Here is a 23,854-nt window from a genome sequence, read left to right on the forward strand (position 1 = left end):
TGTCGATTCCGACAGCGACAATAGGTAGACAGAGCCGGACGGAAAAAACACCGATTCCGGTGTGGTGCTGCAATCTTTTGCGATCAGGCGCGGCGATATGGGCGATTTTTGGGTGTTTGGCTACGGTTCGCTGCTATGGCGGCCGGGTTTCGCGCATGTCGAGACGAAACGCGCCCGTCTGCATGGCTATCGCCGTGCGCTGTGCGTCTATTCCTTCGTGCATCGCGGCACGCGCGAGCGGCCGGGCCTCGTGCTTGGCCTCGACCGTGGCGGCTCCTGCGTCGGCCTGGCTTTCCGCGTGCCGGGTGAACTGCGCGACGAGGTCATCGCCTATCTGCGCGAGCGCGAACTGGTCACATCAGTCTATCTGGAGCGCACGCTCAAGGTTCGGCTCGACGGCGGCGGCACGGTCGATGCCGTCGCCTATATCGTCGACCGCGACCATGAGCAGTATGCCGGGGCGATCGATGCCGCGCATGCGGCAGCGGTGGTGCGCGGCGCGGTCGGGCGATCCGGAAACAACGAGGATTATGTGTTCAGCACGCTGGAACACCTCGAGGCGCTGGGAATACGCGATCACTGGCTGGAAGAGGTGGCGCGGGGGATAGCGCCTTTGTGAAGCCCTGGCTCTGCGGAAAAAGGCGGCGAGGCCTTTGACCTCGATATGACAAGACCTAGGTTAGGCTCCGAACCTCAGGTGGGCGGCATCGCCCGGCCCCAATCATCACGGAGATCCGTCTTGCACAAACGCCGTCTCGGTCGCACCGACCTTTCCATCGCGCCGCTGGTTCTGGGCGGCAACGTCTTCGGCTGGACCGCTGACGAGAAAACCTCTTTCGACCTGCTCGACCGCTTCGTTGGCGCCGGCCTCAACGCCATCGACACGGCGGACGCCTATTCGCGCTGGGTGCAGGGCAACAAGGGTGGCGAGTCGGAAACCATCATCGGCAAGTGGATGAAGGATCGCGGCAATCGCGACAAGGTCGTGGTGGTCACCAAGGTCGGCTCGGATATGGGGCAGGGCCACAAGGATCTGTCCGCCGCCTATATCGAGAAGGCCGTCGACGCCTCGCTGAAGCGGCTGCAAACCGACGCCATCGATCTTTACCTGTCGCATTGGCCGGACCCGACCACACCTTACGAGGAGACCCTCGGCGCCTATGAGAAGCTGCTCGCCAAGGGCAAGATTCGCTATGCCGGCTGTTCGAACCTCGATGCTGGCCAGTTGCGCGCCGCCCTTGACGTGGCAAGCCTGCGCGGGCTGCCGCGCTACGAGGTGCTGCAGCCCGAATACAATCTCTATGACCGTTCATCCTTCGATGGCCCGCTGCGCGACCTCTGCGTGGCGCAGGATATCGGCGTCATCACCTATTTCAGCCTGGCCAAGGGGTTCCTCAGCGGCAAATACCGCAGCGAGGCCGATCTCGGCCAAAGCGAGCGCGGGGAGGATGTTGGCAGCTATCTCAACCCGCGCGGCATGCGCATCCTGGCGGCGCTCGACGCTGTATCGGCAAGGCATCACGCCAAGCAGGCGGAAGTGGCGCTTGCCTGGGCCATCGCGCGGCCGGGCGTCACCGCGCCGATCGCCAGCGCCACCAAGCCCGGCCAGATGGACAGCCTGATCAAGGCGGTGTCGTTGACGTTGAGCGCCGACGACATGGCCGAGCTCGACAAAGCCAGCGACTGAGCTCCCGACAACGCGGCACGCACGAACGTCCAAGACCGTTCGCTCTTCCGGCCATAGCGTCCTTCGCATCCTGATATCGCGGAGGATCGGATGGCCGGATTACCTGGCTCGGAGCCAGAACTTTGGCGCCAGTTGCTGGCGCTGCTCCTGACCGCTACCGTCGTCATGGGCAGCCCGGGACCGGCGACGATAAGCGTCACCGCCGTTGGCGCCGCCTTCGGCCTGCGCGATTCGTTGCGCTATGCCGGCGGGATCGTGCTCGGCACGATCGCCGTGCTGCTGGTCGTGGCGACCGGGGTCATGGCGGCGCTTGCCTCCATGCCGAAGCTGGCACCGTTGCTGGCTGTCGCGTCCGGAGCCTACATTCTTTATCTCGCCTTCAAGATCGCCACGGCGCCGCCGCTGGCGGCGCGTTCGCCCGAGGCTTCGCGCCCGACCTGGCTGGCCGGGTTTCTCCTGGCGGTCGCCAACCCGAAAGCCTATGTGGCGATCGCCGCCGTGTTCGCGGGTGCTTCGTCGAGAGAGGGTGGCGCCGAGCTCGGCCTTTGGGCGAAACTGACTGTCCTGGCGGTGATGATCGTCATCACCCACGCCGTCTGGCTTCTTGCCGGTGCGGCGTTCGCGCGCTTCCTGCGCCGGCCCTTCGCTTCGCGGATCATCAATCTGGTCTTTGCCGCGACGCTGGTGCTGACCACGGCACTGGCGGTGTATGGCTGACTGCCTGAAACGGAAAGCCTTCGCCTTAAGCCTTCGCCCCAAGCTCCTGCAGCCGCTTCACCGCCGTCGGCGGCAAGGCCGGCGGGTTGGGTGCGCGCGATGCCTCGACGAGAAGCTGGTCGCAGGCCGCTTCCGTGTCGCCGATCAGCCGCGCCATGAACTCTTCCTTGCCGAGACCGGGCGGGATCGGCGGCAGGAAACGCGCCTTGATGGTGCCGGGATAGCGCAGGAATTTACGGCGCGGCCAGTAGAGGCCGGCGACATGGGCGACCGGCACCACGGGAACGCCGAGCTGCGAATAGATTTCGACGATGCCGTATTTGTAGGCCGGCTCGTCTCCCGGCGCCCGGCGCGTGCCTTCGGGATAGATGATCAGCTGGCGCGGGTTGCGCGCCATCTCCGCCTTGGTTGCCGCGACCACCGCCTTCAGCGCCTTGGAGCGGCTGCCGCGATGGACCGGGATCATGCGCATCTTCAGTATGTACCAGCCGAAGAACGGGATCCAGGTCAGCTCGCGCTTCAGGATATAGAGCGGGTCCTGGAGAAAGGGAAAGAAGGCGATCGCGTCCCAGAACGACTGGTGCTTTGGCGCCAGGATGAAGGAGCCCTCGGGCAGGTTTTCCTGCCCGGTGATGTCGTTCTTCGTACCGGCGATCTTGTCATAGAGCCACATCGAGGTGCGCGACCAGAATTTCGGCACGAACCAGGCGCGATGACGCGGCGACAGGAAATAGTACGGCGTCCAGAGGATCATCTGGATGATCAGATTGACGTAGAAGGCGAAATTGAACGCCAGCGATCTGACATAGAGCATGGGGGAGGTCCGGTGAGGAGATGTGCGTTGGTTACACCAAGCGCGGGGAAAAGGAAAATGGCCTCGTCCTAAGCCAGCCGTGTCAGCCGGTCTCTCAGCCGCGGCGCGGCGAAATCGAGAAACGCACGCAGCTTGACCGGCAGCAGACCCTGGCCCGCATGAACCAGGTGTACTGGCCAGGGCTTCGGCTCGAACTCCGGCAGGATGATGCGAAGCGCGCCGGATCGTACAGCCGCCTCGACCTGGTAGGACAGCACCCTTGTCGGCCCGACGCCTGATATCGCGGCGTCAATCGCCGCCTCGGCGGTGTTGACCTGAAGCCGCGAGCGGACCTGAACCAGTGTCTCGGTCTTGCCTGATGCAAAGCTCCATGCCGAAAGCGCGCTCGGCCCCTCGAATGTGATGCAACTGTGCGCCGCGAGATCTTCGGGAACCCGCGGTGTGCCGTGTTCGGCGAGATAGGCCGGGCTGGCGCAGACGACCCGCCGGATCGCGCCGACACGCAGCGCGACCAGGCTCGAATCGGCCAGCGCGCCGATCCGCACGGCAAGGTCGATATGGTCCTCTGCGAGCAGGGTTATGCGGTCCGCCAGCGTCAAGCGGATATCGACGTCGGGATAGGCGGCGAGAAAGGCGGTGACGATTGGGAGCACATGCAGGCGGCCGAAGACGACGGGTGCCGTGATCGCCAGTTCGCCGGTCGGAACGCTGTATTCGCCGGCGGCGGCGCGCTCGGCCTCGTCGACATCGTCGAGAATGCGGCGGCAGGCGGCAAGATAGGCATGTCCGGCGTCGGTCAAGGTCAGCCGCCTTGTCGAACGGTTGAGAAGGCGTGTGTTGAGATGCCGCTCCAGGTCGGAGATTTTGCGGCTGACCGTCGCCAGCGGAATGCCTAGATTGCGCGCGGCGGCGGAAAGGCTGCCGGCTTGCGCCGCGCCGATGAACAGAGACATGGACTCCAGACGATCCATTACTTCTTCCGGGAAATGGAAGGGTGGATCGCAGATATGACATCTACATTGAAATTATGGAAGACTCCATATTCACGCTGCCCGACCGGGCGGCCTCAACCAAGGAAGAGAACTGCCATGCCTGAAAGCCGCCCGCCGTTGCCACCCTTCACTGCCGAGACGTCAGCCCAGAAGGCGCGCATGGCCGAGGATGCGTGGAACTCACGCGATCCAGCCCGCGTCGCGCTTGCCTATACGGTGGACAGCCGCTGGCGCAACCGGGCCGAGTTCCTGCGAGGCCGTGACGCGATCCAGGCTTTCCTGGCCCGCAAATGGAGCCGTGAGCTCGACTACCGGCTGATCAAGGAGGTCTGGGCCTTCCAAGGCAACCGCATCGCGGTGCGCTTCGCCTATGAGTGGCACGACGACAGCGGCTCGTGGTTCCGCAGCTACGGCAACGAAAACTGGGAGTTCGACGAGCACGGATTGATGCGCCTGCGCATCGCCAGCATCAACGACCTGCCGATCGCCGAGGCAGAACGCAAATATCACTGGCCGCTCGGGCGCCGGCCGGACGATCATCCGACGCTGTCGGAGCTCGGGCTTTAGCAACGTCGCACGCAAGGAGGTTTCGATGAACGCGCACGCCTTTACCAGCGATGTCGCCTTCACGCCGACGGTCAAGGCGATCCAGGCGCGCAAGGGCTCGCGCCAGTCCTATGCCCGCGTCGAGGAGCGCGGCGGCTGGCAAGCCGTCATCACGCCCGACCTCGCGGCTTTCATCGCGGCGCAGACCAGCGTTTTCCTGTCGACGGCCAATGGCGATGGCCAGCCCTATATCCAGCATCGCGGCGGCCCGGCCGGCTTTCTCAAGGTACTCGACGAAAAGACGATCGGCTTCGCGGATTTTGCCGGCAACAGACAGTTCATCACACAGGGCAATCTGGCCGACAATCCGCGGGCCTTCCTGTTCCTGATCGATTACATGATGCGCCAGCGCATCAAGATCTGGGGCACGGCGCGCACTATCGAAAACGATGCCGAGTTGATGACGCGGCTGATGCCGCCGGACTACAGGGCGCGGCCTGAACAGGTCATCTTGTTCACGGTCTCGGCGTGGGATGCCAATTGTCCACAACATATACCGCAGCGCTTCGAGGCGGCTGACGTGGCGGCCGCACTTGGCGAGCGCGACAGGCGTATTCAGCATCTCGAACAGGAGATCGCTCGTCTCAAGGGCGGTTCAGGGGCTGCCGCCAAGGAATGACGCAGGATCAGCCGCCGGCGGCGGTCTCGGCCAATGCAATGCCTTCGGGCGTCGGCTTCACCGGGATGATGCCGCGAGCCAGTGCCAGCAGGTATTTGGTGTACTCGGTGAACAGCACGCGCAATGCCTGCGGCTTGACCAGCCAATTGCCGTTGTCGAGATTGGAATTGACCACCGGGTAGGGTTCAAGCTTGGCGCCATGCAGCAGGCGGCTCATTTCCAGCAGGCTGCGCGGCATGTGGTAATTGTTGGTGACCAGGATCACCGTGCCATAGGCATGGCTCTCGACCCATTTGGCGCTCTCCTCGGCATTGCCGATCGTATCGAGCGCGGCCCGGTCGATGTCGACGCAGCAGGAAAACAGCTTCTTGTCGCCGCCGGTCGCGGCCTGAAGCTGCCGGCGGCTGGCCGAGGGGTGCACGCCGCTGATCAAAAGCCGTTCGCCCTTGCCGGACGCCAGCAGATCCATAGCGGCATCGAGGCGCGACTGGCCGCCGGTCAGCACGATGATGGCATCGGCCTTGGCCGGGTTGGTGGGGGTGGTCAGGTGACTGACCTTGCTGGCAAACCAGCCGAAGCCGCCAGCGAACAAAGTCGCGAGCACGAGCAGGCAGAGAGCGGAGAGACGAAGGGCGGTCCTTAAACGGCTAACCTTACCGCGGCCGCGCGAACGGGTGACCACCACTGGCAGCTGTCCAGCCGTCCCGGTCGAATCCCGTACGCTCATAGCCATATGGTTAACCCTGAAATACGGCCTTTGATAGGTAAAAGACGCACTTTGCGTTACGCCAATTGTCCATCCGTGATCATTCCCTTTTCATCCACACCATCCAACCAGGAACGAACCTGTTTTCATGCGTCGGGCTGGCGAACGTCGATGTCGCTGAGATAGGCGACCACGGTGACGTGTGAGGTCGCCGCCGTCAGCGCGCCGATCACCAGCACCATCAGAACGACGCCCAGGTAGCCCGCCGAGCCGATGGCGAAGTTGCCGAACAAAGCGGTTGCCTGATCGGCCTGCGGCGTTGCCATGTTGCGCGACGACCACCAGGAAAACACGATGAAGACGAGCACAGCCGCCGCGCCGCCGGCGGCCGCGCCCTTCATGCCGGTAACCAGGAAATGCCGGCGGAATTCGCGCGCGATGAAGGCCGCCTCGGCGCCGACGAAATGCAGCACTTCGATGATATGACCGTTGCCGGCCATGGCGCCACGGGTCGCGAAGACCACTGTCAGCACGGTCGCCGACAGCATCAGCCCCAGAACGGCGATGCCGATGGTCACCGTGGTGCGGGCCATGGCCACCAGCCGGTCGACCCAGGTGCGGTGATCGTCGAGCGATGCGCTCGGCAGTTTGGGCGTGATCGCGGTGCGCATGGCGGCGAAGTCCGGCGGACTGTTCTCGTCGATGGTGACGATGATCAGGCGCGGTACCGGCAGGTCGTCGATGTTGAGACCCGAACCCAGCCACGGCTCCAGGAGCCTGGCGGTTGCTTCGCGGTCGATGATGCGGGTCGACTTGACGCCGGGGAATTCACCGGCGATCTGCGAGGCCTGGGTGAGCGCCGCCTCCATGTCGAGGCCGTCGGCCGGCTTGATCTGGATCGTCGCCTCGCGCGAGATCTGGTTCTCCCACACCGAGGCGGTGTCGCGCACCAGCGTCACCGCGCCGAAGGTCAGGCAGGACAGGAAGGTCATGATGGCGATGACCAGCACCAAAGCGCGGCCGGCGATGTTCTGCGCCGGCACGATCGGCGCCATGCGGCGCTGGGCGCGCGGTCTCGCGGCGGCTTCCTCGGCGTCGTGTTCTTCGTAATGGTCGGCGGACAGGTCAGTCATAGATGTCCAGCCTTCCGCCGGCCAGGATCATGCGGCGTGCGTCGACCTGCTCCATCAGGCCAAGATCGTGGGTCGCGATCACCACGGCGGTGCCGAGCCGATTGAGCTCGATGAACAGCCTGAGCAGGCGCCGCGCCAGCGGCGGGTCGACATTGCCGGTCGGCTCGTCGGCGAGCAGGATCTCTGGCTGCTCGATGAGCGCGCGCGCGATCGCGGCGCGTTGCTTCTCCCCGCCCGACAGGACCGGCGGCAGCACATGCATGCGCTCGCCCAGCCCCACCCATTTCAGGAGCTCGGTAACGTCGGTGCGGTAGCTCGCCTCGTCGCGCCCGCGCACGCGCAACGGCAGTGCGACGTTTTCGTAGGTGGTCATGTGGTCGAGCAGGCGAAAGTCCTGGAACACCACGCCGATACGGCGTCTGAGATGCGGCAGTTCGGTGCGCGAGATGCGCGAGCGGTCCTTGCCGAAAATGGTGATCAGCCCGCGCGTCGGCTTCAGCGACATGAACAAAAGGCGCAGCAACGTCGTCTTGCCGGCGCCCGAAGGTCCGCTCAGGAACTGGAAGGAGCGCTCCGGGATGTGCAGGGAGATGTCGCGGAGGATTTCCGGACCCATGCCATAGCGGAGGCCGACATTTTCGAAGCGAATCAATTTCGACGACCTGAAATTCCGGGTGGCGGCGAGCCACCCTGTTCTGGAAAAAGACCATCGGCCGGCATGGTTAACCGGCGGTTAATTCCTGGGTTGTTTCGGCTCTTCAAAAGGGCTCCGGTGGGGAAGCGTTAACCATTTGTGTTTACGCAAAAGAAACGAAAAGCGAACACGTGCTGCAATGTTGGGGCCATGATGGCTGAGGAACGAACCGCGCGCCCGGTTTCCGGCGAAATCATGACCGACCCGGCGGCAACTGCCGTGGCGGACCGGATCGTCCGTGGTCCGGCCGCCGATATCATCGACGCCGACTACGTCGTGATGTCGCGGCCCGTGCCACCGGTGGAAAACCCTTCGCCGCCGCCGCGCCCGATCGTCACGCCGCCCATCGAGGGCATGGATATGCTGCGCAAGCCCGAGGCGCCGGCCGAGCGGCCGCCGGCCTCGCGCGGCGGGCCGATCTTCTGGATCGCCGGCATCAGTGCCGCCCTTGCCGCCTTCTGGGTATCGGGTGGCCATGCGCTGGTGCGCCAGACGCCGTTCCTGGCCAGCGCGCAAGCGTCGGCGCTGACCATTTCGGGCGTCACCTCGCGCGTCGATGCCTCCGGGCCGAAGCCGGTGCTGTTCGTCGACGGCGAGGCCGCCAATGACGGAACGGATCCTGCGACGCTGCCGCTGCTTGAAATCCGGGTGACGGGAAATGACGGGCACACAATCCGCTATACGTTGGGGACATCCGGCCGTTCGCTGGCGTCGGGCGAAAGATTCGGCTTTGCCAGCCGGCTCGACGTGCCTAAGAACGGCGTAAGAACCGTTTTGGTTACTTTCGCCGACTAGGCGACACCGGGGAAGGCCATCAATGCCCATCGTACGCGACAAGGACATCGAAGTCCTGTTTTCGGCATCGGCGATCGCGCGGCGCAATCTCGAACTCGCCAAGGAGATCGCCGGGCACGACTATCACGATCTGCTGGTGATTTCGGTGCTGAAGGGCTCGTTCATCTTCGCCGCCGATCTGATCCGCGCCATGCACGATGTCGGCCTGTCGCCGGAAGTCGAGTTCATCTTCATCTCCAGCTACGGCGCCGGAACCACCAGCGGCGAGGTGAGGGTGCTGCGCGACATCGACAATGAGGTTGCCGGCCGCGACGTGCTGTTGATCGACGACATCCTCGAATCGGGCAAGACCTTGACCTTCACGCGCGACCTGATGCTGTCGCGCGGCGCCAGAAGCTGCTCCATCGCCGTGCTGCTCGACAAGCGCATGCGCCGCCAGACCGCGCTCACCGCCGATTATGTCGGCTTCGACTGTCCGGATTATTTCGTCGTCGGCTACGGCATGGATGTCGCGCATGCCTTCCGCGAACTGCCCTTCGTCGGCGTCGTCAAGGGCGATGCGTGAGGCTTGTGCGTCGCACCGGCGAATACTGAAAAAGGCCTTAACGGCGCCAGGAAAATTAGCTTGGCCGGGGGCTCCTGTTTTCAGGAAAAGTCAACGTTTCGCCGCCAAACATGCCGGCCATGGCAAAGCTTCTGATCGTCGAGGACGATGAGTCCGTCCGCACCCTCGCAGCCCGCGCGCTCGAGCGCGCCGGCCATGCAATCGACGTCGCCGCCGATGGCGCCCAAGGGCTTTCGCTGATCCGGGCTGCCAATGGCGGCTACGATCTCGTGGTCTCCGATATTCGCATGCCGGAGATGGACGGCATCGAGATGGCGGTCGCAGCGGCCGCACTTTTCCCGGCGATGAAGATCATGCTGATGACCGGCTATGCCGACCAGCGCGAGCGTGCCGAGGAACTGGACGGCATCATCCTCGATGTCGTGCAGAAGCCGTTCACGCTGGCCGAAATCCGCTCGCGCGTCGAAAAAGCGATCGCTTGCTTCGCTTAGAGCCGCCGCCGCCGCGTGACAATCTATCTTTGCATCCTCTAATATGCCTCGGGGCAAGTTGGGGTTGGCAAAATGGCGCGTCAGCGTCGCAAGATCGAATCGGCAACCGAAGAAAAGATCGCGGCGGCCGAAGCTCCGACGTCACAGGAGCAACCAAGGCGCCTGCGTGACAGGTTTTCGCTTGCCGGCTTCGATACCTGGTCGACCACGGTTCGCAGCATCTTCCTCAATGCGCTGTTCCTGGTCGCGGTGATCATCGTTTTTCCGGTTCTGGTCAGCCAGTTCCGCCGCGACGAAGTGGTTATCGAGCCGATCGCCGTACCGGAGGTCCTGAGCAAGGAAGGACTGACCGCCGATGTCGCGGCAAGCCGCGTCTGGGACGGGCTCCAGGATGTCACGGTCAAGGCCAAGACCAGCAAGGCGAGCATCTCCGCCATTCCGCAATCGCGCCGGGTGGAGTTTTCCTTCCCTGATTCCGGCTTCTCGATCGAATCGCTGATCTTCCATGTGCGCCGTCTGTTCAACGCCTACGAGACACGGATCTCCGGAGAATTCGTCTGTTCCGACGAAGCCTGCGCGCGATCGGGCCGGCGGCTGCGGTTGCGGGTCGTGCGCGATACAGTCGAGATTATCGATCTGCCGGCGATCGGCGACGAACCCGAGCGGGAGTATTTCGCCGACGCAGCCTCAAGTATCATGGCGAGCCTCGACCCGTTCATCGCCATCGCGGCCGATGCCGAGAAGGAGCCTCTGCGAGCAACCACGCTGGCGCGGCGGCTGATCCGCTCGCACCACAAGGATGCCAAATGGGCCTATAACCTCGTTGGCCTCATTCGCTACAATGCCAACGACCTGCCTGCGGCGATCGAGGATTTTCGGGCCGCGATCGCGCTCGATGCCGGCTTTTTGCCGGCACGGCTCAATCTGGGAAATGCGCTGCGTGTTTCCGGTGATCTTGACGGCGGGCAGGCGGAGTTCGACGCGGTTCACAGCCGGGACGCGGGCAGTGCACTTGCCGTCGAAGGCTTCTCCGATATAGCAATGGCGCGCAAACAGCCGGACGAGGCAATAAAGTTCCTGATCCAGGCGGCGGATCTCGATCCGGAGAATCCGCGCTACTATGCCAAGGCGGGCAAGATCGAACTCGATCGCGGGCGTAAGGAGCAAGGCGTCAGCCTGTTGCGACGCTCGCTGGAACTCGACCCCGGCTATCTCGTGGCGTTCGCCTATCTGGCGTCGATGTATCTCGGCGACAGCAATTACGAAGAAGCGGAGAAGGTGTTCCGCGACGCCGCCGATTATTCGCCGCAGAATGCCCAGGCACAGGCCGAGGACGCAAATCTGCTCGCTTTGCTGCATAAATGGGACCTGGCCGCCGAACGCTACAACCGCGCCAAGACGCTCGAGCCCGGCAATGCCGGCTACTGGCTGGAATACGGGCGCTGCCTGCAGGCGCTGGAAAAGCAGAAAGAAGCACTCGACGCGCTGGAAACGGCAGTGAAACTCGCGCCGGAAAAGGCCGAAATCTACAGCGCTCTCGGGGACAGCTACCGTGACACCGATCGCAAGCCCGAAGCGATTGCCGCCTACAAGAAGTTTCTTGAGCTGGACAAATCGAACTCGCCAACGCGGCCGGTCATCCAGCGCTTCATCGAAATACTGTCCGGCTGACCTTGTCTCAGGCCGTGTCGCCTGTCGTGGCGAGCACGGGCGCTACGGCTTTTCTGCGCCCCACATTGAGCGCCAGCAGGCCAGCGCCGATGATCAGGGCCGCACCGATCACGGTCGTCGGGCGCGGCACTTCGGCGAAGAAGAGGAACCCCCACAGCGGCGACCAGAGTATGCCAGTGTATTCGAAAGTGGCGACGCGGTTGGCGGGCGCCAACCGGTAGCCTTGCGACAAAAGGATCATGCCGGCTGAGGCCACGAAACCGCAGGCCGCCATTTTCAGGAAATCCGGCAGCGTCGGCCATATCCACGGCCGGACGAGAAATTCCAGGCTCGGATGGACGGCGTGGGTTATGCCGGCCAGATGGAAGATGCCGGCAACCACGAGCGCGCCGACGAGATAGGCGCCGTTCTGGTAGAAAGCCATCACGGTGGAGGATTCGGTGTCGCCGATCTTGCGCGCCATCAGTTGCGAGAAGCCGTAGAGCACGGCCGAGCCCAGCGACAAAAGGGCCGCCCATTCGAACAGGCCGGCGCCGGGGCGCACCATCACCAGCACGCCAAGCAGGCCGATCAGCACCGTTGCCAGTGTCTGCCAGGAGACGCGTTCGCCCAGATACGGGCCGGCCAGCGCCATGATGCAGAGCGGCGCCATGAAGTAGAGCGCCACCGCGTCTGCCAGCGGCAGGGCGGCAATGGCCAGGTAGTAGACGGTGTAGGAGGTAAACTGGATGAAAGCGCGCGTCGTCAGCATGCCGAAGCGCTTCGACAGGATCGCCCGCAGCCCGACATCGGCATGGACGAGAACAATCAGGATCGGCAGAGCGACGATCGCGCGGATGGCCATGACCTCGGTCACGGGATAGCCGCCGGACACTGCCTTGACGAGCGGATCCTGAAGCGAAAACACCAGCACGCCGAGGCACAGGCTCAATATGCCGCGCACGATCTGGTTCTGCATCTGCGTCAGGGCTCCTGCACGAATCGGAAGCGTTCACAGGGTAAAAAGAACCCGCCACCGTTTCGGGCAGCGGGCACGAGTGAGGACTCTTTGATTGGTCCGCGGCCGATTCGAAAGCCGCATATCCAATGGGTGAGGCGACTATCCTCCGGCGTTTGACATGTTGCAAACGAATTGGAATGATATCAGCAATCAAAATTCCTTATGGCGGATTTCATGCGCCCGACCCTCGACAGCGATCTTTTGCGCACCTTTGTCGCCATTGCCGAAGCCGGTAATTTCACTCGGGCGGCGGAACTGGCCGGCCGCACCCAGTCGGCCGTATCGATGCAGATGAAGAAGCTCGAAAGCCTGGTGGGAGACAGCCTGTTCGAACGCGGCTCGCGCGGTGTCGCGTTGACGCGGCGGGGCGGCGAACTGATCGTCAACGCCCGCCGCATCGTTTCTCTGCTCGACGAAACGGCGGCCTCGATGGTGGCGGCGCCGCTCGGCGGACCCGTGCGCATCGGCATTCCCGAGGAATATGGCCACGCCATCCTGTCGCGCGCGCTCGGCGCGTTCTCCAAGCGTCACACCAAGGTCGAGGTCACTGTCCGCTACGCGCATTCCGACGCGCAGATCGCCGCGCTCGCCGCCGGCGAACTCGATCTCTGTGTCGTGTTCGAATGGCAGGATCCGTCCGGCGGCGAAGTGCTGATGCACGACCCGACCGTCTGGGTGACATCGGCCCTGCACCATACGCATGAGGAGCGTCCGGTGCCGATCGCGCTCTACAACCGGGTCAGCTGGTGCAAGGACTTCGCCATCAAGTCGCTGGAGCAACGCGGGCTTGCCTATCGTGTCGCCTATTCCAGCGACACCACCGGCGGCCTGAAACTCGCGGTGACCTCGGGCCTGGCGATCGCGCCGATCTCACGCAGCAACATTCCGGCGAACTGCCGCGAACTGACCGTGGCCGATGGCTTCGGCGACATCGATGCCTCGAATGTGGTGATGCACCGCAACCCGAATGCGTCAGGCGAGGCGATCGACGGCATGCAGGAGGCGATCCGCGAGGCGTTCATCGACCGGCAGGGGCAGTCTCCAACATCGTCATAAAAGGTCAGGGAGATCGTTCTATTTCAGCTCCAGCAGCCGTTCGAGGTAGCTGCGCTCGATGTCGGGGCTGAGCGCGTTGCCAAGGCGCTTGCGGATCGCTTCCAGGATCTGGCGCGCACGCTGCACGTCGATTTCGTCGGGCACTTTCACCGAATCGCCGAAGTCGGGACCCTGGCTGGCGCGGGGCCGGCCCAGCGGGTCGCGGTCGGCGTCCTGCTGGCGGCCGCCTTCCTGACTGCCGCCCTGGTCGCCCTGCATGGCCTGCATCTGCTTCATCATGTCCTTGGCGCCCTTGCGCAGCGCCTCCAGAGCCCGGCCCTGATGACCGACGGCCTCGTCGCCCTGGCCTTCGCCAAGCGCCTGCTCGGCGCTGCCCATGGATTTGCCGGCCTCGCCAAATCCTTCATTGGGCTCCATGCCCATGCCTTCGAGGCCCTTTTTCAGCTGTTCGAGATCGCTTTTCAGCTGGCCCTGGCCCTCCTGCAACTGCTTCAGCGCATCGGCGAATTCCTGCGGGGTCATCGGCTTTGGCTCGCCATTCTCGCCGGGCTTGCCGTTTTCGCCCGACTGACCTTGCTCACCGTTCTGACCAAGCTGTTCGTCGCGGTTCTGTCCGCGCTGGCGCTCGCCGCGCTGCATCTGGTCCATGCGGAACGTGTCGTTCATCATCTCCTGCTGGCGCCGCAGGATCTCGCCGAGCTTGTCCATCTGCTGGCGCATCTGGCTGTCCTGCTCGCCGCCCTGCTGCTGGCGGCCGGCCTGGAGGTTGTTCATCATGTCCTGCAACTGCGACAGCAATTGCTGTGCCTTGTCGCGATCGCCCGACTTCGCCAGATTCTCGATCTGGTCCATCATGCGGTCGATGTCGCTCTGGCGCAGCTCCTGGCCGTTCTGCTGCATCTGCGGCGCGTTCGGGTTCTGCTTGGCGCGTTCGGCGAATTCCTGCAGGAACTGGTTCATCGCTTCGCGCAGTTCCTTCATCGCCTTCTCGATCTCGGCGTCGCTTGCGCCGTTCTTGATGGCGTCCTGCAGTGCCTGCTGGGCCTGACGAAGTCGCTTCTCGGCGGCGGAGAGGTTGCCTTCCTCGATGCCGAGTGCGATTTCCCAGAGATAGGCAACTTCGTTGCGCAACTGGTCGTCGTTCTCAGCGAGCTTCAGCCGGCTCATCGCGCTCATGATGGCGAGGTAGTGGGACATGTTGTCGAACGTGTCTTCCGGCCTCAGCGTGATGGCATCCATCAGATCGAGAACGCGCGGCTTGGCATTGGTGTCGAGCGCCAGCAGGCGGCGCTGTTCGATCACCGCGCGGGCGAGCGGGTTGGCGAAAGGGCGCTCCGGCATCACAAGCGTTTTGGTTTCGCTGGAGGCGGTGTGGCCGGCATCGTCGGTGGCGACCAGCGTCAACTTGATGCTGCTGCCAGCCCAGACATGCTCGGTCAAATCCTTGGTGGTCTTGGCGGCATTCGCCTTGCCGCCGCGGCGCGGCAGCGTCAGCGGCATTTCGGGCGGGCCATAGAGCGCATGCGCCCCCGGCGCCTGCGGATCGGCCAGCGCGAAAACCGCCTTGGCGGTGGCGGCGCCGTAGTCGTCGTCGATCTCGTAGTTGAGCTCGAAGGCGCCGTTGGCGGCGCGCTTGGGCTCGCCGACGAAGCGGATCTGTGGCGGCTTGTCCGGCAGCACGGCGAAGGCCCAGCGGCCAAGCTCGTCGTCGCCCGACTTCAGCGTCAGTATGCCGTCACCCGTCAGTTTGCCGGTAAACTGGCGGATCCTGACCGGTGCCGTCGGGGCTGTTCCCGGTTTGGCCGTGGCGGCCTGCGGAGGAGCAGGGTCGATGGCGCGCGCATTGCCATCCTTGTCGGCATAGGCAAGCGTTTCTTCCCCCGACCCACCTGTCACGCGCAGCGAGACATCGCTGCCTTCCGGAATGGTGAAAGTCGGCGTTGCCTGGTTGGCACCCGCGGTCAGGAAGACCGGCGGCTTGCCAGTATAGGCCGGCGGCGTCACCCAGGCGTCGATGCGCGGCGGCAGAGCGTCGATCGTGCCATGCGCGCTGAACCCGTCGCCCAGCCGGCCGCCGGTCGGCCCGAAGGAAAAAGCAAAGGCGGTGACGAGCAGAAGTGGCGCCACGGCGCGCAGCCCCAAGGGGTCGCGCTCCGGCACGCGTGTGCGCGGCAGATCGGCGCCGAGACTGCCGAGCTTGCCGGCCATGCGCTTCTGGTGCTCGCGCCAGAGCGCCTGCGAGAAGCTGCTTTCCTGGCCGCTGGGCCGGTCGCTTTGCACCTGCACGGGGCTGTGCAGCAGTTGGTTGGCGGCCTCGATGCGGCGATCGACCTCGGCGGCGACAGGCATGCGGAAGAAGCGCAGCGGATAGAGCGCGGCCAGCGCCGCCAAACCGAATGCGGCGACAAGGCCGATGCGCACGGCATCCGGCAGCCGGGAGAAGATGCCGAACCAGGAGGCGCTCAAAAAAAGGCAGGCCACAACGACGAGCGGCAGCAGCAGCGGCCAGCCGCGCTCGGCGATCATCGACACCCGTGTCGCCAGGCGGCTCAAAGCCAGGCGTCCGGCCAGACCGCGATCGTTGCTGAAGTTGGGTCGTTGCGTCATCGGCCCTTCCTGGGAACGGGCTGAAACGGCCCGATCCTCACGACTCGAAGTTTACCAGCAAACACGGCAAAGGCGAGGCAGTTGGTAAAAACGTGAAGGCGGCCGAAATGGTTGCGCTCAGAAAGTGGCGGGGTTCGCATTGGCGCCACAGACCAGCACCGCGACCCGTTCGTCCGCTGCCGGCGTGTAGCGTCCTGACAGGATAGCGGCGAAGGCGGCGGCGCCGCCTGGTTCCGAGATGATGCGCACGCGGTTCCACAGGGCTTTCTGCGCGGCGATGATGTCGTCGTCGCTGACCAGGATGGAGCGTTCGACAAAAGCTTCGGCGATCGGGAACATCATTTCGCCGACGCGCTTGGGCGCCAGCGAATCGGCGGCGATGCCTTCCGCCGGCGCGTCGACCGGATGGCCGGCCTCGAAGGCCCGGTGAAGCGTCGGGGCGCCTTCGGGTTCGACGGCGACGATACGGATGCGGCCGGCATACCAGGCGGCGATGCCGCCGATCAGTCCGCCGCCGCCGACGGCGACCAGCAGCGTGTCGATGTCGGGCAAGTCCGCTTCGATCTCCAGCCCGACCGTGCCCTGGCCGATCAGCGTTTCCTCCTGGTTGAAGGCATGGATCCGCAGGGCGCCGGTTTCTTCGGCGAAACGTTCGCTGGCGGCCAGCGCCTCGGCATAGCGGGCGCCGCCGACCACCAGGTCGGCGCCATAGCCGCGGATGCGGTCCAGCTTGGCCTGCGGACTCACTTCGGGAACGAAGATGGTCGCCTTGTGGCCAAGCCGCATGGCGGCGTAGGCAACCGCCGCACCATGATTGCCGCCCGACGCGGCGACGACTCCGGCCGCGGGGACCTGCCGTTCGAGGAGGTTGGTGAAGGCGCCGCGCGCCTTGAACGAGCCGGAATGCTGCAGGCATTCGAGCTTGAGGTCGACCGCCAGCGGCGGGCGATCGAAATCGGCCATGTCGACGCGCAGCACCGGTGTGTGGCGCACATAGGGGCGGATGCGCGGTTCCATCGCCGCTATGCGTTCGCGTGTGATCTTCGCCTGCGACATGACGTTTCTCTCCTTGGGATTGACAGTAATTAGTAACTTGGCAAAATGACTAAATGCAAGATGTCGATGTCTTCAAGGCAATTGCCAACGAACGCAGGCTGCAGATCCTCGACTGGCTGAAGGATCCGCGGGAGCATTTCCCGCGTCAGGCGGATGGCGATCTGGTCGAGGACGGTGTCTGCGCGCTGCTGATTGCCGAAAAGCTTGGCATCACACAGGCGACGCTCTCCGAGCATATGCGCGTGCTGGCGCAGGTCGGCCTGCTCAAGACCAAGCGCATCAAGCAATGGACCTTCTACCGCCGCGACGAAACCAGAATCGCCGACACCAGGGCACTCATCCAGAAAAGGCTCTAGATCCGGTATCCGGTCGTGACCGCTATGCAAGCCAGTCCGGCACCGAATCCAGCCCGATCAGTTCGTCATAGGTCAGGCGCGGACGCACAATGTGGAAACGGTCGCCGTCGACCAGCACTTCCGGCACCAGCAGGCGGGTGTTGTACGTGCCGGCCTGGACCGCGCCATAGGCGCCGGCCGTCGAAACGGCGACCAGGTCGCCGGCTTTCAGCCTCGGCAGGTCTCGGTCGAGGCCGAGATAGTCACCGGTCTCGCAGACCTGGCCGACCACGTCGACCATCATGCGCGGCGTATCGGCCGGCGGTTGCACCACCGGCCTGATCTCGTGAAAGGCGTCGTAGAGTGTCGGCCGGATCAAATCGTTCATGGCGGCATCGACGACGAGGAAGTTCTTGGCGTCGCCTTCCTTCACGAAAATCACTTCAGAAACCAGGATGCCGGCATTGCCGACGATCAGCCGGCCCGGCTCGAACATCACCTTCAGCCCAAGCTTGGTGACATGCTTGCGCACGATCTGCGCATAGGCGTCAGGCAGGGGCGGCGGGTTGTTGTCGACGCGATAGGGAATGCCGAGGCCGCCGCCGAGATCGACATGCTCGATGGCATGGCCGTCTGCGCGCAGCACGCCGATCAGTTCGACGAGCAGCGCGAAAGCGTCGTCGAAGGGCTGCAGTTCCGTGATCTGGCTGCCGATATGGGTGTCGATACCGGCGATCCTGATGCCGGGAAGTTGTGCCGCGCGCGCATAGACCTGGCGCGCGCGTTGCCACGGAATGCCGAACTTGTTCTCGGCCTTGCCGGTGGAGATTTTCTTGTGCGTCCTGGCGTCGACATCGGGATTGATGCGCAGCGACACCGGCGCCACCTTGCCGAGAGCCGTGGCGCGGGCCGACAAGAGTTCGAGTTCCGGCTCGGATTCGACGTTGAAGCACAGGATGCCGGCCGCAAGCGCGAAATCCATCTCACGTGCGGTCTTGCCGACACCTGAAAACAGGATCTTGCCCGCCGGGATGCCGGCGGCGAGCGCACGCCGCAATTCGCCTTCCGAGACAACGTCGGCGCCGGCGCCGAGTCTGGCCAGGGTCCGCAGCACCGCCTGGTTGGAATTGGCCTTCATGGCATAGCAGACCAATGCGTCGAGCCCGGCGAATGCCTGGGCGAAGACCCGGTAGTGCCTGGTCAAGGTGGCGGTCGAATAGCAGTAGAACGGCGTGCCGACCTGGGCGGCTATGTCAGGGATCGCGACGTCCTCGGCATGCAGCACGCCGTCGCGGTAGTCGAAATGGTTCACGGGAGCGGTTCCGGACGTTGGGGCACGATGCGATCGGGTTTGGCAACGATCAAACCCACCTTGATCGGCGCTAGATCAGCGGGTCGAGGATGAATTTCTTGCCCACGACCGGTTTTTCCGGTTCCGGCGGTACGGGCTGGTGAGCCTTCTCGGCGTCCTTGCGCGCCTGGACCGCAGCCTCGTAGGGCGTGTCGAGACCGGCCTTGCGGCCGCAGGCGGTCACGGCGGCCATCGCCGCCAGAAGCGTCAGCGTCACCAAAATCCTGCTTCCGGTCATCGATCCATCCGTCCGAAACATTTGCCAGCCGCCGCTTTTAGCCGAGTTCTCGGCGCATTGCACCCCGGGATGTTGCCGATCGCAATATCCGCCGTCACGCCTTTGCGATGCGCTTTTTCCAGGCGCGGATCTGCTTCCTCACTTCCGACGGCGCGGTGCCGCCGAAGCTGACGCGGCTCTTGACCGAATTCTGCACCGCCAGCACCGAGAAAATGTCCGAGGTGATGCCGGGGTTGATCGATTGCAGGTCATCCAGCGAAAGCTTCTCCAGGCCCACCTTCTTCTCTTCGGCCAGCGCCACGGCGCGGCCGGTGACATGATGCGCCTCGCGGAACGGCAGACCCAGCGTGCGCACCAGCCAGTCGGCGAGGTCGGTCGCGGTGGCGTGGCCGGAACCGGCGGCCTTCTTCATTGCCGCGGCATTGACCGTCATGTCCGAGACCATGCCGGTCATGGCGGCCAGCATCAGGTCGAGCGTCTCGGCGGCATCGAAGACCGATTCCTTGTCTTCCTGCATGTCCTTGCCGTAGGTCAGAGGCATGCCTTTCATCACCGTCAGCAGACCGACCAGATGGCCGTTGACGCGGCCGGTCTTGCCGCGCACCAGTTCGGCGGCGTCGGGGTTCTTCTTCTGCGGCATGATCGAGGAGCCGGTGGAAAAGGAGTCCGACAGCCTGATGAAGCCGAATTGCGGCGTCGACCAGATGATGATTTCTTCCGCCAGCCGCGACAGATGGGTGGCGCAGATCGCCGCCATGGCGAGGAACTCCAGCGCGAAGTCACGGTCCGAGACGCCATCCAGCGAGTTGCGCATCGGCTCGCGAAAGCCGAGCGCCTTCGCCGTCTGGTGACGGTCGATGGGGAAGCTGGTGCCGGCAAGAGCGGCCGCACCCAGCGGGCTCTCATCCATGCGTTCGATGGCGTCGCGCACGCGCGACAGGTCGCGCGAAAACATTTCGACATAGGCCATGCAGTGATGGCCGAAAGTGACCGGCTGCGCCGCCTGCATATGGGTGAAACCCGGCATAACGGTCGCCGCGTGTTCCTCGGCCCGCGCCAGCAGCGCCATGATCAAGCCCTTCAGCGCCTCGGCGACGCGGAAACACTCGTCCTTGACCCAGAGCCTCAGGTCGACCGCCACCTGGTCGTTGCGCGAGCGGGCGGTGTGAAGCCGGCCGGCCGTCGGACCGATCAGGTCGGCAAGGCGGGCCTCGACGTTCATGTGGATGTCTTCCAGCTTCGTCGAAAACTCGAAGCTGCCAGCTTCGATCTCTTTCAGGATCGTGTTGAGGCCGTGAGCGATTTTTTCTTGATCGGCCGCCGAAATAATGCCCGTTTGCGCCAGCATCTGGCTATGGGCGATCGAGCCTCTTATGTCCTGCGCATAGAGTTTGCGGTCGAACGAGATCGATGCGTTGATCGCTTCCATGATCGCGGCCGGACCCGAGGCAAATCGTCCGCCCCACATCTGGTTGCTGGTCTTCTTGTCGCTCATGGCTATAACCCGTGCTTCGGAGCAGTTTTGAGAAAATGGCAGACGGAAACAGATTCTTCCCGGCCCCGCGCCTGATCCTCGCCGCCCTGGTGGCGGGAGCGCTGGCCGGCGCGGTCGCGGTATATGTCAGCGAGAGCCGCTCTGGCAACAACAACGCAGCGTCCCAGGTGGCAGCCGGCGAGAGCAAGGACGACGTCGCCTGCGCCGCCAAGAGCGAGCGCGCCAAGAAGGTCGCGGCCGCGGCGACCGGCGAGGTGGCGGCACTTCTGCCGGCCGACCCGCCGCAGTCGATGCGGAGCCTCGCCTTCAACGGTCCGGACGGCAAGCCGATGACGATCGCCGATCATGCCGGCAAGACGGTGCTGCTCAATCTGTGGGCGACATGGTGCGCGCCATGCCGCGCCGAAATGCCGGCTCTCGATGCGCTGCAGAAGGAGAAAGGCAGCGATGCCTTTCAGGTCGTCGCCGTCAATGTCGATGCCGGCGACGACGTGAAGCCGAAGAAGTTCCTTGCCGATACCGGTGTGAACACGCTCGGCTACTACCGGGATTCGACGATGACGCTGTTCAACGATCTCAAGACGCGCGGGCTGGCGCTCGGCCTGCCCGTGACGATGCTGATCGACGGCGAAGGCTGCCTGATCGCCCATATGAACGGTCCGGCCGAATGGTCGGGGCCGGACGCCAAGCGGCTGGTCGAGACGGCGCTCGGATCATAAACCCAAGCAAATGCAGGAAAAGCGCCTGGCGCTCTGCCCAGGCTAGGCCGAGCGCACCTTTGGTTTGAGCAGCACGAGGGCGCCATCCTGGCGGCCGGCACGCACCGGAGTGGGCTTGCCGTGGCCGGTCAGGTCGTCGAACGCCTCGATCGGCGCCGGCTTGCCGAGATAGTAGCCCTGGCCGATCTCACAGGCCTCCGCATCCAGGAACTTCAACTCGCCAAGCGTTTCGACGCCTTCGGCCAGAACCGGCAGGCCAAGGCCGCGGCCCAGGCCGAGCACCGCGCGCACGATCGCCGCGACCTGGCCATTGGTGTCGACCGCCTTGATGAAGGAGGCGTCGATCTTGATCTTGTCGAAGGGAAAGGCACGCAGGTTGGAAAGCGAGGAATAGCCGGTCCCGAAATCGTCCATGGCCACCCGCACACCCAGCGACTTGACCTGGCGCAGGGTCGCCAGCGCACGCGGCATGTCTTTCACCAGCGCGGTTTCGGTGATCTCGAGTTCGAGTCTGGTCGGGGCAAGGCCTGTCTTCATCAAGGTTTCGTGGACCTTGCGGCTGAAATTGGGATTGTGAAGCTGGACAGCTGAGACATTGACCGCAACCGTCAGGGGATTTTCCCAACGCGCGGCTTCCTCGCAGGCGGCTTCGAGCACCCAATCGCCGATCTGGCCGATCGCGCCGCTGTCCTCGGCCACCGGAATGAAAATGGCGGGAGAAACCTCGCCCCGCTCGGGATGACGCCACCGGATCAAGGCTTCGAAGCCAACCATCCTGCCGCTGTTGATCTCTTTCTGCGGCTGGTAGACGAGATAGAATTCACCGCGCACGACGGCCTGGCGCAATTCGTGCTCCATCACGCGCTTGTCGCGAGCCTCCGCGCCCATCGAGACTTCGAAATAGCGATAGGTGTCCCTGCCTTCCGTCTTGGCACGGTAGAGCGCCGTATCGGCATGGCTGATCAGGCTGGTCTGGTCCTCGGCATCCAGGGGATAGAGCGCGATGCCGACGCTGGCCGATACCAGCCCGCCGCCGGTCGCTGCCCGGTTTTCCTCGCGCATTGCTGCAAGCACCGCGTTGGCGATACGACCGGCCGCCTGCGGGTCCGGGAGGTTGGGGGCAATGATGGCGAATTCGTCGCCGCCCAGGCGGGCAAGCATCTGGCCGTGGCGCAGAACGCCGGACGCGCAGCTTGCCACTTTCTGCAACATGGCATCGCCCGCGCCATGTCCGTAGAGGTCGTTGACCTCCTTGAAGCGGTCGAGATCGAACAGCAGGAGCGCAAGATGCCGGCCCTTGGCGCCTGCGTCGGCTTTGGCGATCCGGTTCATGGATGCGATTTCCGCGTCGAGACGGCTGGAGAAGCTGCGGCGATTGGCAAGCCCCGTCAGGGGATCGAAATGGGCAAGGCGAAGGATTTCCTCCTCCGCCTTCCTGCGTTCGCGTATGTCGCGCACGGCGATGACGTTGTGCGGCTTGCCGCAATAATCGATGCTCCTGGCGATCAGTTCGACGGGAATTCTCGTCCCATCGCGATTGCCCAGTTCCGCTTCCCGCGGCTGGCCCTCCAGGCTGGTTGCATCGAAAGCGGCGCGTTCGTCGAAGAGTTCGCCCAGTTGCATACCGTTCAGCGACATCGCCGGCATGCCCGTCAGCTTGCCCATGCTGTCGTTGGCGCTGACGATGCGGTTTCCGTCGCAGACGATCAGGCCCTCCACGGCGGCATTGGCCAGGCCGTGCATGCGGTCGACCTCCAGCTTCTGGCGGCGGAAGCGCAGGTCGATCCACAGCGCCGACGCCGACACCACCAGGATCACCAGCGTGGCGGCCGCGGCCGCGAAAGCCTGGGAGGTCGGCTCGATCGTGTATTGCGATATGACGATCGAGGAATCGGGAAAGATCGAGACCGCGCCCATGCCGATGAAATGCAAGCTGCAGATCGCCAGCGTCAGCAGCACGGCGCCGGCCGCCGTGGCCGACAGGGAGGGACGGCGCAGAACGACGCGCAGCGCCATTGCCGCGAGCGTCGTGCCGGCCAGCAAGGAAACGGCAACGAGCAACAGGTTCCATTCGATCCGGCCCTGGACCTCGAACGCCGCCATGCCGACATAGTGCATGGTTGCGATGCCGCCACCCAGGATGGCGCCGCCAACGAGATGGTAATCGATCTCGTCGCGCAAGGTGGCGATCCACATGCCGGCCGCCGTCAATGCGACCGAAGCGGCGAGCGAGATCACGGAGAGGCCCGGATCGTAGGCGCTGGGGATTCCCGGGGTGAAGGCAAGCATGGCAATGAAATGCGTCGCCCAGATGCCGAACCCGGTCGACGTCGCCGATATCATCAGCCAGACCAGCCGGTTGCGGTCCGTCGAGCGGCTGATGTGGTGAAGCAGGTTTACAGCGGAAAAACAGGAAATCCCGCAGATCAGCGCAGCCAGTACAACCAGTCTCAGATCGTGCTGGTTCACGATGCAATTATAGACCGTCAGCATCTTATTTCCCCCTA

24 protein-coding genes are annotated in these 23,854 nt (G+C 64.1%); 12 read left to right on the plus strand and 12 right to left on the minus strand.

Going from position 1 to position 23,854, the window contains the following annotated elements; genetic code table 11:
- Window positions 1-97: 97 nt before the first annotated feature.
- The 3 genes from FJ967_RS14700 (at window position 98) to FJ967_RS14710 (ending at window position 2,404) form a co-directional block, all read left to right on the plus strand.
- On the plus strand, window positions 98-619 hold the full coding sequence (locus FJ967_RS14700) for a gamma-glutamylcyclotransferase (RefSeq protein WP_140732540.1): 522 nt from the start codon (window positions 98-100) through the stop codon (window positions 617-619).
- Window positions 620-739: 120 nt separating this feature from the next.
- Window positions 740-1,687: an aldo/keto reductase gene (locus FJ967_RS14705; RefSeq protein ID WP_140732541.1), complete on the plus strand. Its 948-nt coding sequence runs from the start codon at window positions 740-742 to the stop codon at window positions 1,685-1,687.
- 90 nt (window positions 1,688-1,777) lie between these two features.
- Window positions 1,778-2,404: a LysE family translocator gene (locus FJ967_RS14710; protein WP_140732542.1), complete on the plus strand. Its 627-nt coding sequence runs from the start codon at window positions 1,778-1,780 to the stop codon at window positions 2,402-2,404.
- A 25-nt stretch (window positions 2,405-2,429) separates the two neighbouring features.
- Here the strand turns inward: FJ967_RS14710 and FJ967_RS14715 are convergent, their stop codons facing one another.
- Both FJ967_RS14715 and FJ967_RS14720 read right to left on the minus strand, forming a co-directional pair.
- A complete protein-coding gene (locus tag FJ967_RS14715) occupies window positions 2,430-3,218 on the minus strand; it encodes a 1-acyl-sn-glycerol-3-phosphate acyltransferase (protein WP_140732543.1) in 789 nt (262 codons plus the stop codon).
- A 68-nt stretch (window positions 3,219-3,286) separates the two neighbouring features.
- Entirely contained in the window at window positions 3,287-4,189 is a 903-nt protein-coding gene (locus tag FJ967_RS14720) for a LysR family transcriptional regulator (protein WP_140732544.1), read from the minus strand.
- Window positions 4,190-4,306: 117 nt separating this feature from the next.
- On the opposite strand from FJ967_RS14720, the gene FJ967_RS14725 reads away from it, so the two are divergent.
- A complete protein-coding gene (locus FJ967_RS14725) occupies window positions 4,307-4,777 on the plus strand; it encodes a DUF1348 family protein (protein WP_140732545.1) in 471 nt (156 codons plus the stop codon).
- Window positions 4,778-4,802: 25 nt separating this feature from the next.
- Window positions 4,803-5,435: a pyridoxamine 5'-phosphate oxidase family protein gene (locus FJ967_RS14730; RefSeq protein WP_140732546.1), complete on the plus strand. Its 633-nt coding sequence runs from the start codon at window positions 4,803-4,805 to the stop codon at window positions 5,433-5,435.
- Window positions 5,436-5,442: 7 nt separating this feature from the next.
- Here FJ967_RS14730 and FJ967_RS14735 read toward each other — a convergent pair whose 3' ends face one another.
- The 3 genes from FJ967_RS14735 to ftsE form a co-directional block, all read right to left on the minus strand.
- The gene (locus FJ967_RS14735; RefSeq protein WP_140732547.1) at window positions 5,443-6,168 is read right to left on the minus strand and encodes a YdcF family protein; all 726 of its coding nucleotides are present in this window, start codon (window positions 6,166-6,168) and stop codon (window positions 5,443-5,445) included.
- A 119-nt stretch (window positions 6,169-6,287) separates the two neighbouring features.
- The gene (locus FJ967_RS14740) at window positions 6,288-7,274 is read right to left on the minus strand and encodes an ABC transporter permease (protein WP_140732548.1); all 987 of its coding nucleotides are present in this window, start codon (window positions 7,272-7,274) and stop codon (window positions 6,288-6,290) included.
- On the minus strand, window positions 7,267-7,926 hold the full coding sequence (gene ftsE / locus FJ967_RS14745; RefSeq protein WP_127295987.1) for a cell division ATP-binding protein FtsE: 660 nt from the start codon (window positions 7,924-7,926) through the stop codon (window positions 7,267-7,269). Before ftsE ends, FJ967_RS14740 begins: the two co-directional genes overlap by 8 nt.
- A 192-nt stretch (window positions 7,927-8,118) precedes the next feature.
- On the opposite strand from ftsE, the gene FJ967_RS14750 reads away from it, so the two are divergent.
- From FJ967_RS14750 to FJ967_RS14765, 4 genes are all read left to right on the plus strand, one after another.
- Window positions 8,119-8,763, plus strand: a complete 645-nt coding sequence (locus FJ967_RS14750; protein ID WP_140732549.1) for a cadherin-like beta sandwich domain-containing protein — start codon at window positions 8,119-8,121, stop codon at window positions 8,761-8,763.
- A gap of 22 nt (window positions 8,764-8,785) precedes the next feature.
- A complete protein-coding gene (gene hpt / locus FJ967_RS14755; protein ID WP_027054076.1) occupies window positions 8,786-9,328 on the plus strand; it encodes a hypoxanthine phosphoribosyltransferase in 543 nt (180 codons plus the stop codon).
- Between the two features lie 119 nt (window positions 9,329-9,447).
- On the plus strand, window positions 9,448-9,819 hold the full coding sequence (locus tag FJ967_RS14760) for a response regulator (protein WP_181175867.1): 372 nt from the start codon (window positions 9,448-9,450) through the stop codon (window positions 9,817-9,819).
- A gap of 72 nt (window positions 9,820-9,891) precedes the next feature.
- Window positions 9,892-11,490, plus strand: a complete 1,599-nt coding sequence (locus FJ967_RS14765; protein WP_140732551.1) for a tetratricopeptide repeat protein — start codon at window positions 9,892-9,894, stop codon at window positions 11,488-11,490.
- 7 nt (window positions 11,491-11,497) lie between these two features.
- On the opposite strand, the gene FJ967_RS14770 is transcribed toward FJ967_RS14765, so the two are convergent.
- A complete protein-coding gene (locus tag FJ967_RS14770) occupies window positions 11,498-12,448 on the minus strand; it encodes a DMT family transporter (RefSeq protein ID WP_140732552.1) in 951 nt (316 codons plus the stop codon).
- Between the two features lie 216 nt (window positions 12,449-12,664).
- Here FJ967_RS14770 and FJ967_RS14775 point away from each other — a divergent pair, with 216 nt between their 5' ends.
- On the plus strand, window positions 12,665-13,546 hold the full coding sequence (locus FJ967_RS14775; protein WP_140732553.1) for a LysR substrate-binding domain-containing protein: 882 nt from the start codon (window positions 12,665-12,667) through the stop codon (window positions 13,544-13,546).
- Between the two features lie 18 nt (window positions 13,547-13,564).
- On the opposite strand, the gene FJ967_RS14780 is transcribed toward FJ967_RS14775, so the two are convergent.
- Both FJ967_RS14780 and FJ967_RS14785 read right to left on the minus strand, forming a co-directional pair.
- The gene (locus FJ967_RS14780) at window positions 13,565-16,153 is read right to left on the minus strand and encodes a TIGR02302 family protein (RefSeq protein ID WP_140732554.1); all 2,589 of its coding nucleotides are present in this window, start codon (window positions 16,151-16,153) and stop codon (window positions 13,565-13,567) included.
- Window positions 16,154-16,270: 117 nt separating this feature from the next.
- Window positions 16,271-17,209, minus strand: a complete 939-nt coding sequence (locus tag FJ967_RS14785; RefSeq protein ID WP_140732555.1) for a threonine/serine dehydratase — start codon at window positions 17,207-17,209, stop codon at window positions 16,271-16,273.
- Window positions 17,210-17,262: 53 nt separating this feature from the next.
- Between FJ967_RS14785 and FJ967_RS14790 the strand changes: the two genes are divergently transcribed.
- On the plus strand, window positions 17,263-17,565 hold the full coding sequence (locus tag FJ967_RS14790; protein ID WP_140732556.1) for a metalloregulator ArsR/SmtB family transcription factor: 303 nt from the start codon (window positions 17,263-17,265) through the stop codon (window positions 17,563-17,565).
- Window positions 17,566-17,587: 22 nt separating this feature from the next.
- On the opposite strand, the gene lysA is transcribed toward FJ967_RS14790, so the two are convergent.
- The 3 genes from lysA to argH form a co-directional block, all read right to left on the minus strand.
- Entirely contained in the window at window positions 17,588-18,856 is a 1,269-nt protein-coding gene (gene lysA / locus FJ967_RS14795) for a diaminopimelate decarboxylase (RefSeq protein ID WP_140732557.1), read from the minus strand.
- Window positions 18,857-18,926: 70 nt separating this feature from the next.
- Window positions 18,927-19,133, minus strand: a complete 207-nt coding sequence (locus tag FJ967_RS14800; RefSeq protein ID WP_140732558.1) for a hypothetical protein — start codon at window positions 19,131-19,133, stop codon at window positions 18,927-18,929.
- A gap of 94 nt (window positions 19,134-19,227) precedes the next feature.
- Window positions 19,228-20,628 (minus strand): argininosuccinate lyase, encoded by a 1,401-nt coding sequence (gene argH, locus FJ967_RS14805; RefSeq protein WP_140732559.1) that lies wholly within the window; start codon window positions 20,626-20,628, stop codon window positions 19,228-19,230.
- Between the two features lie 35 nt (window positions 20,629-20,663).
- Between argH and FJ967_RS14810 the strand changes: the two genes are divergently transcribed.
- Window positions 20,664-21,347 (plus strand): TlpA disulfide reductase family protein, encoded by a 684-nt coding sequence (locus tag FJ967_RS14810; protein ID WP_140732560.1) that lies wholly within the window; start codon window positions 20,664-20,666, stop codon window positions 21,345-21,347.
- A gap of 42 nt (window positions 21,348-21,389) precedes the next feature.
- Here the strand turns inward: FJ967_RS14810 and FJ967_RS14815 are convergent, their stop codons facing one another.
- A complete protein-coding gene (locus tag FJ967_RS14815; RefSeq protein WP_140732561.1) occupies window positions 21,390-23,840 on the minus strand; it encodes an EAL domain-containing protein in 2,451 nt (816 codons plus the stop codon).
- Between the last annotated feature and the right edge of the window lie 14 nt (window positions 23,841-23,854).

The organism is Mesorhizobium sp. B2-3-4 (assembly GCF_006442315.1).
Lineage (GTDB): Bacteria > Pseudomonadota > Alphaproteobacteria > Rhizobiales > Rhizobiaceae > Mesorhizobium.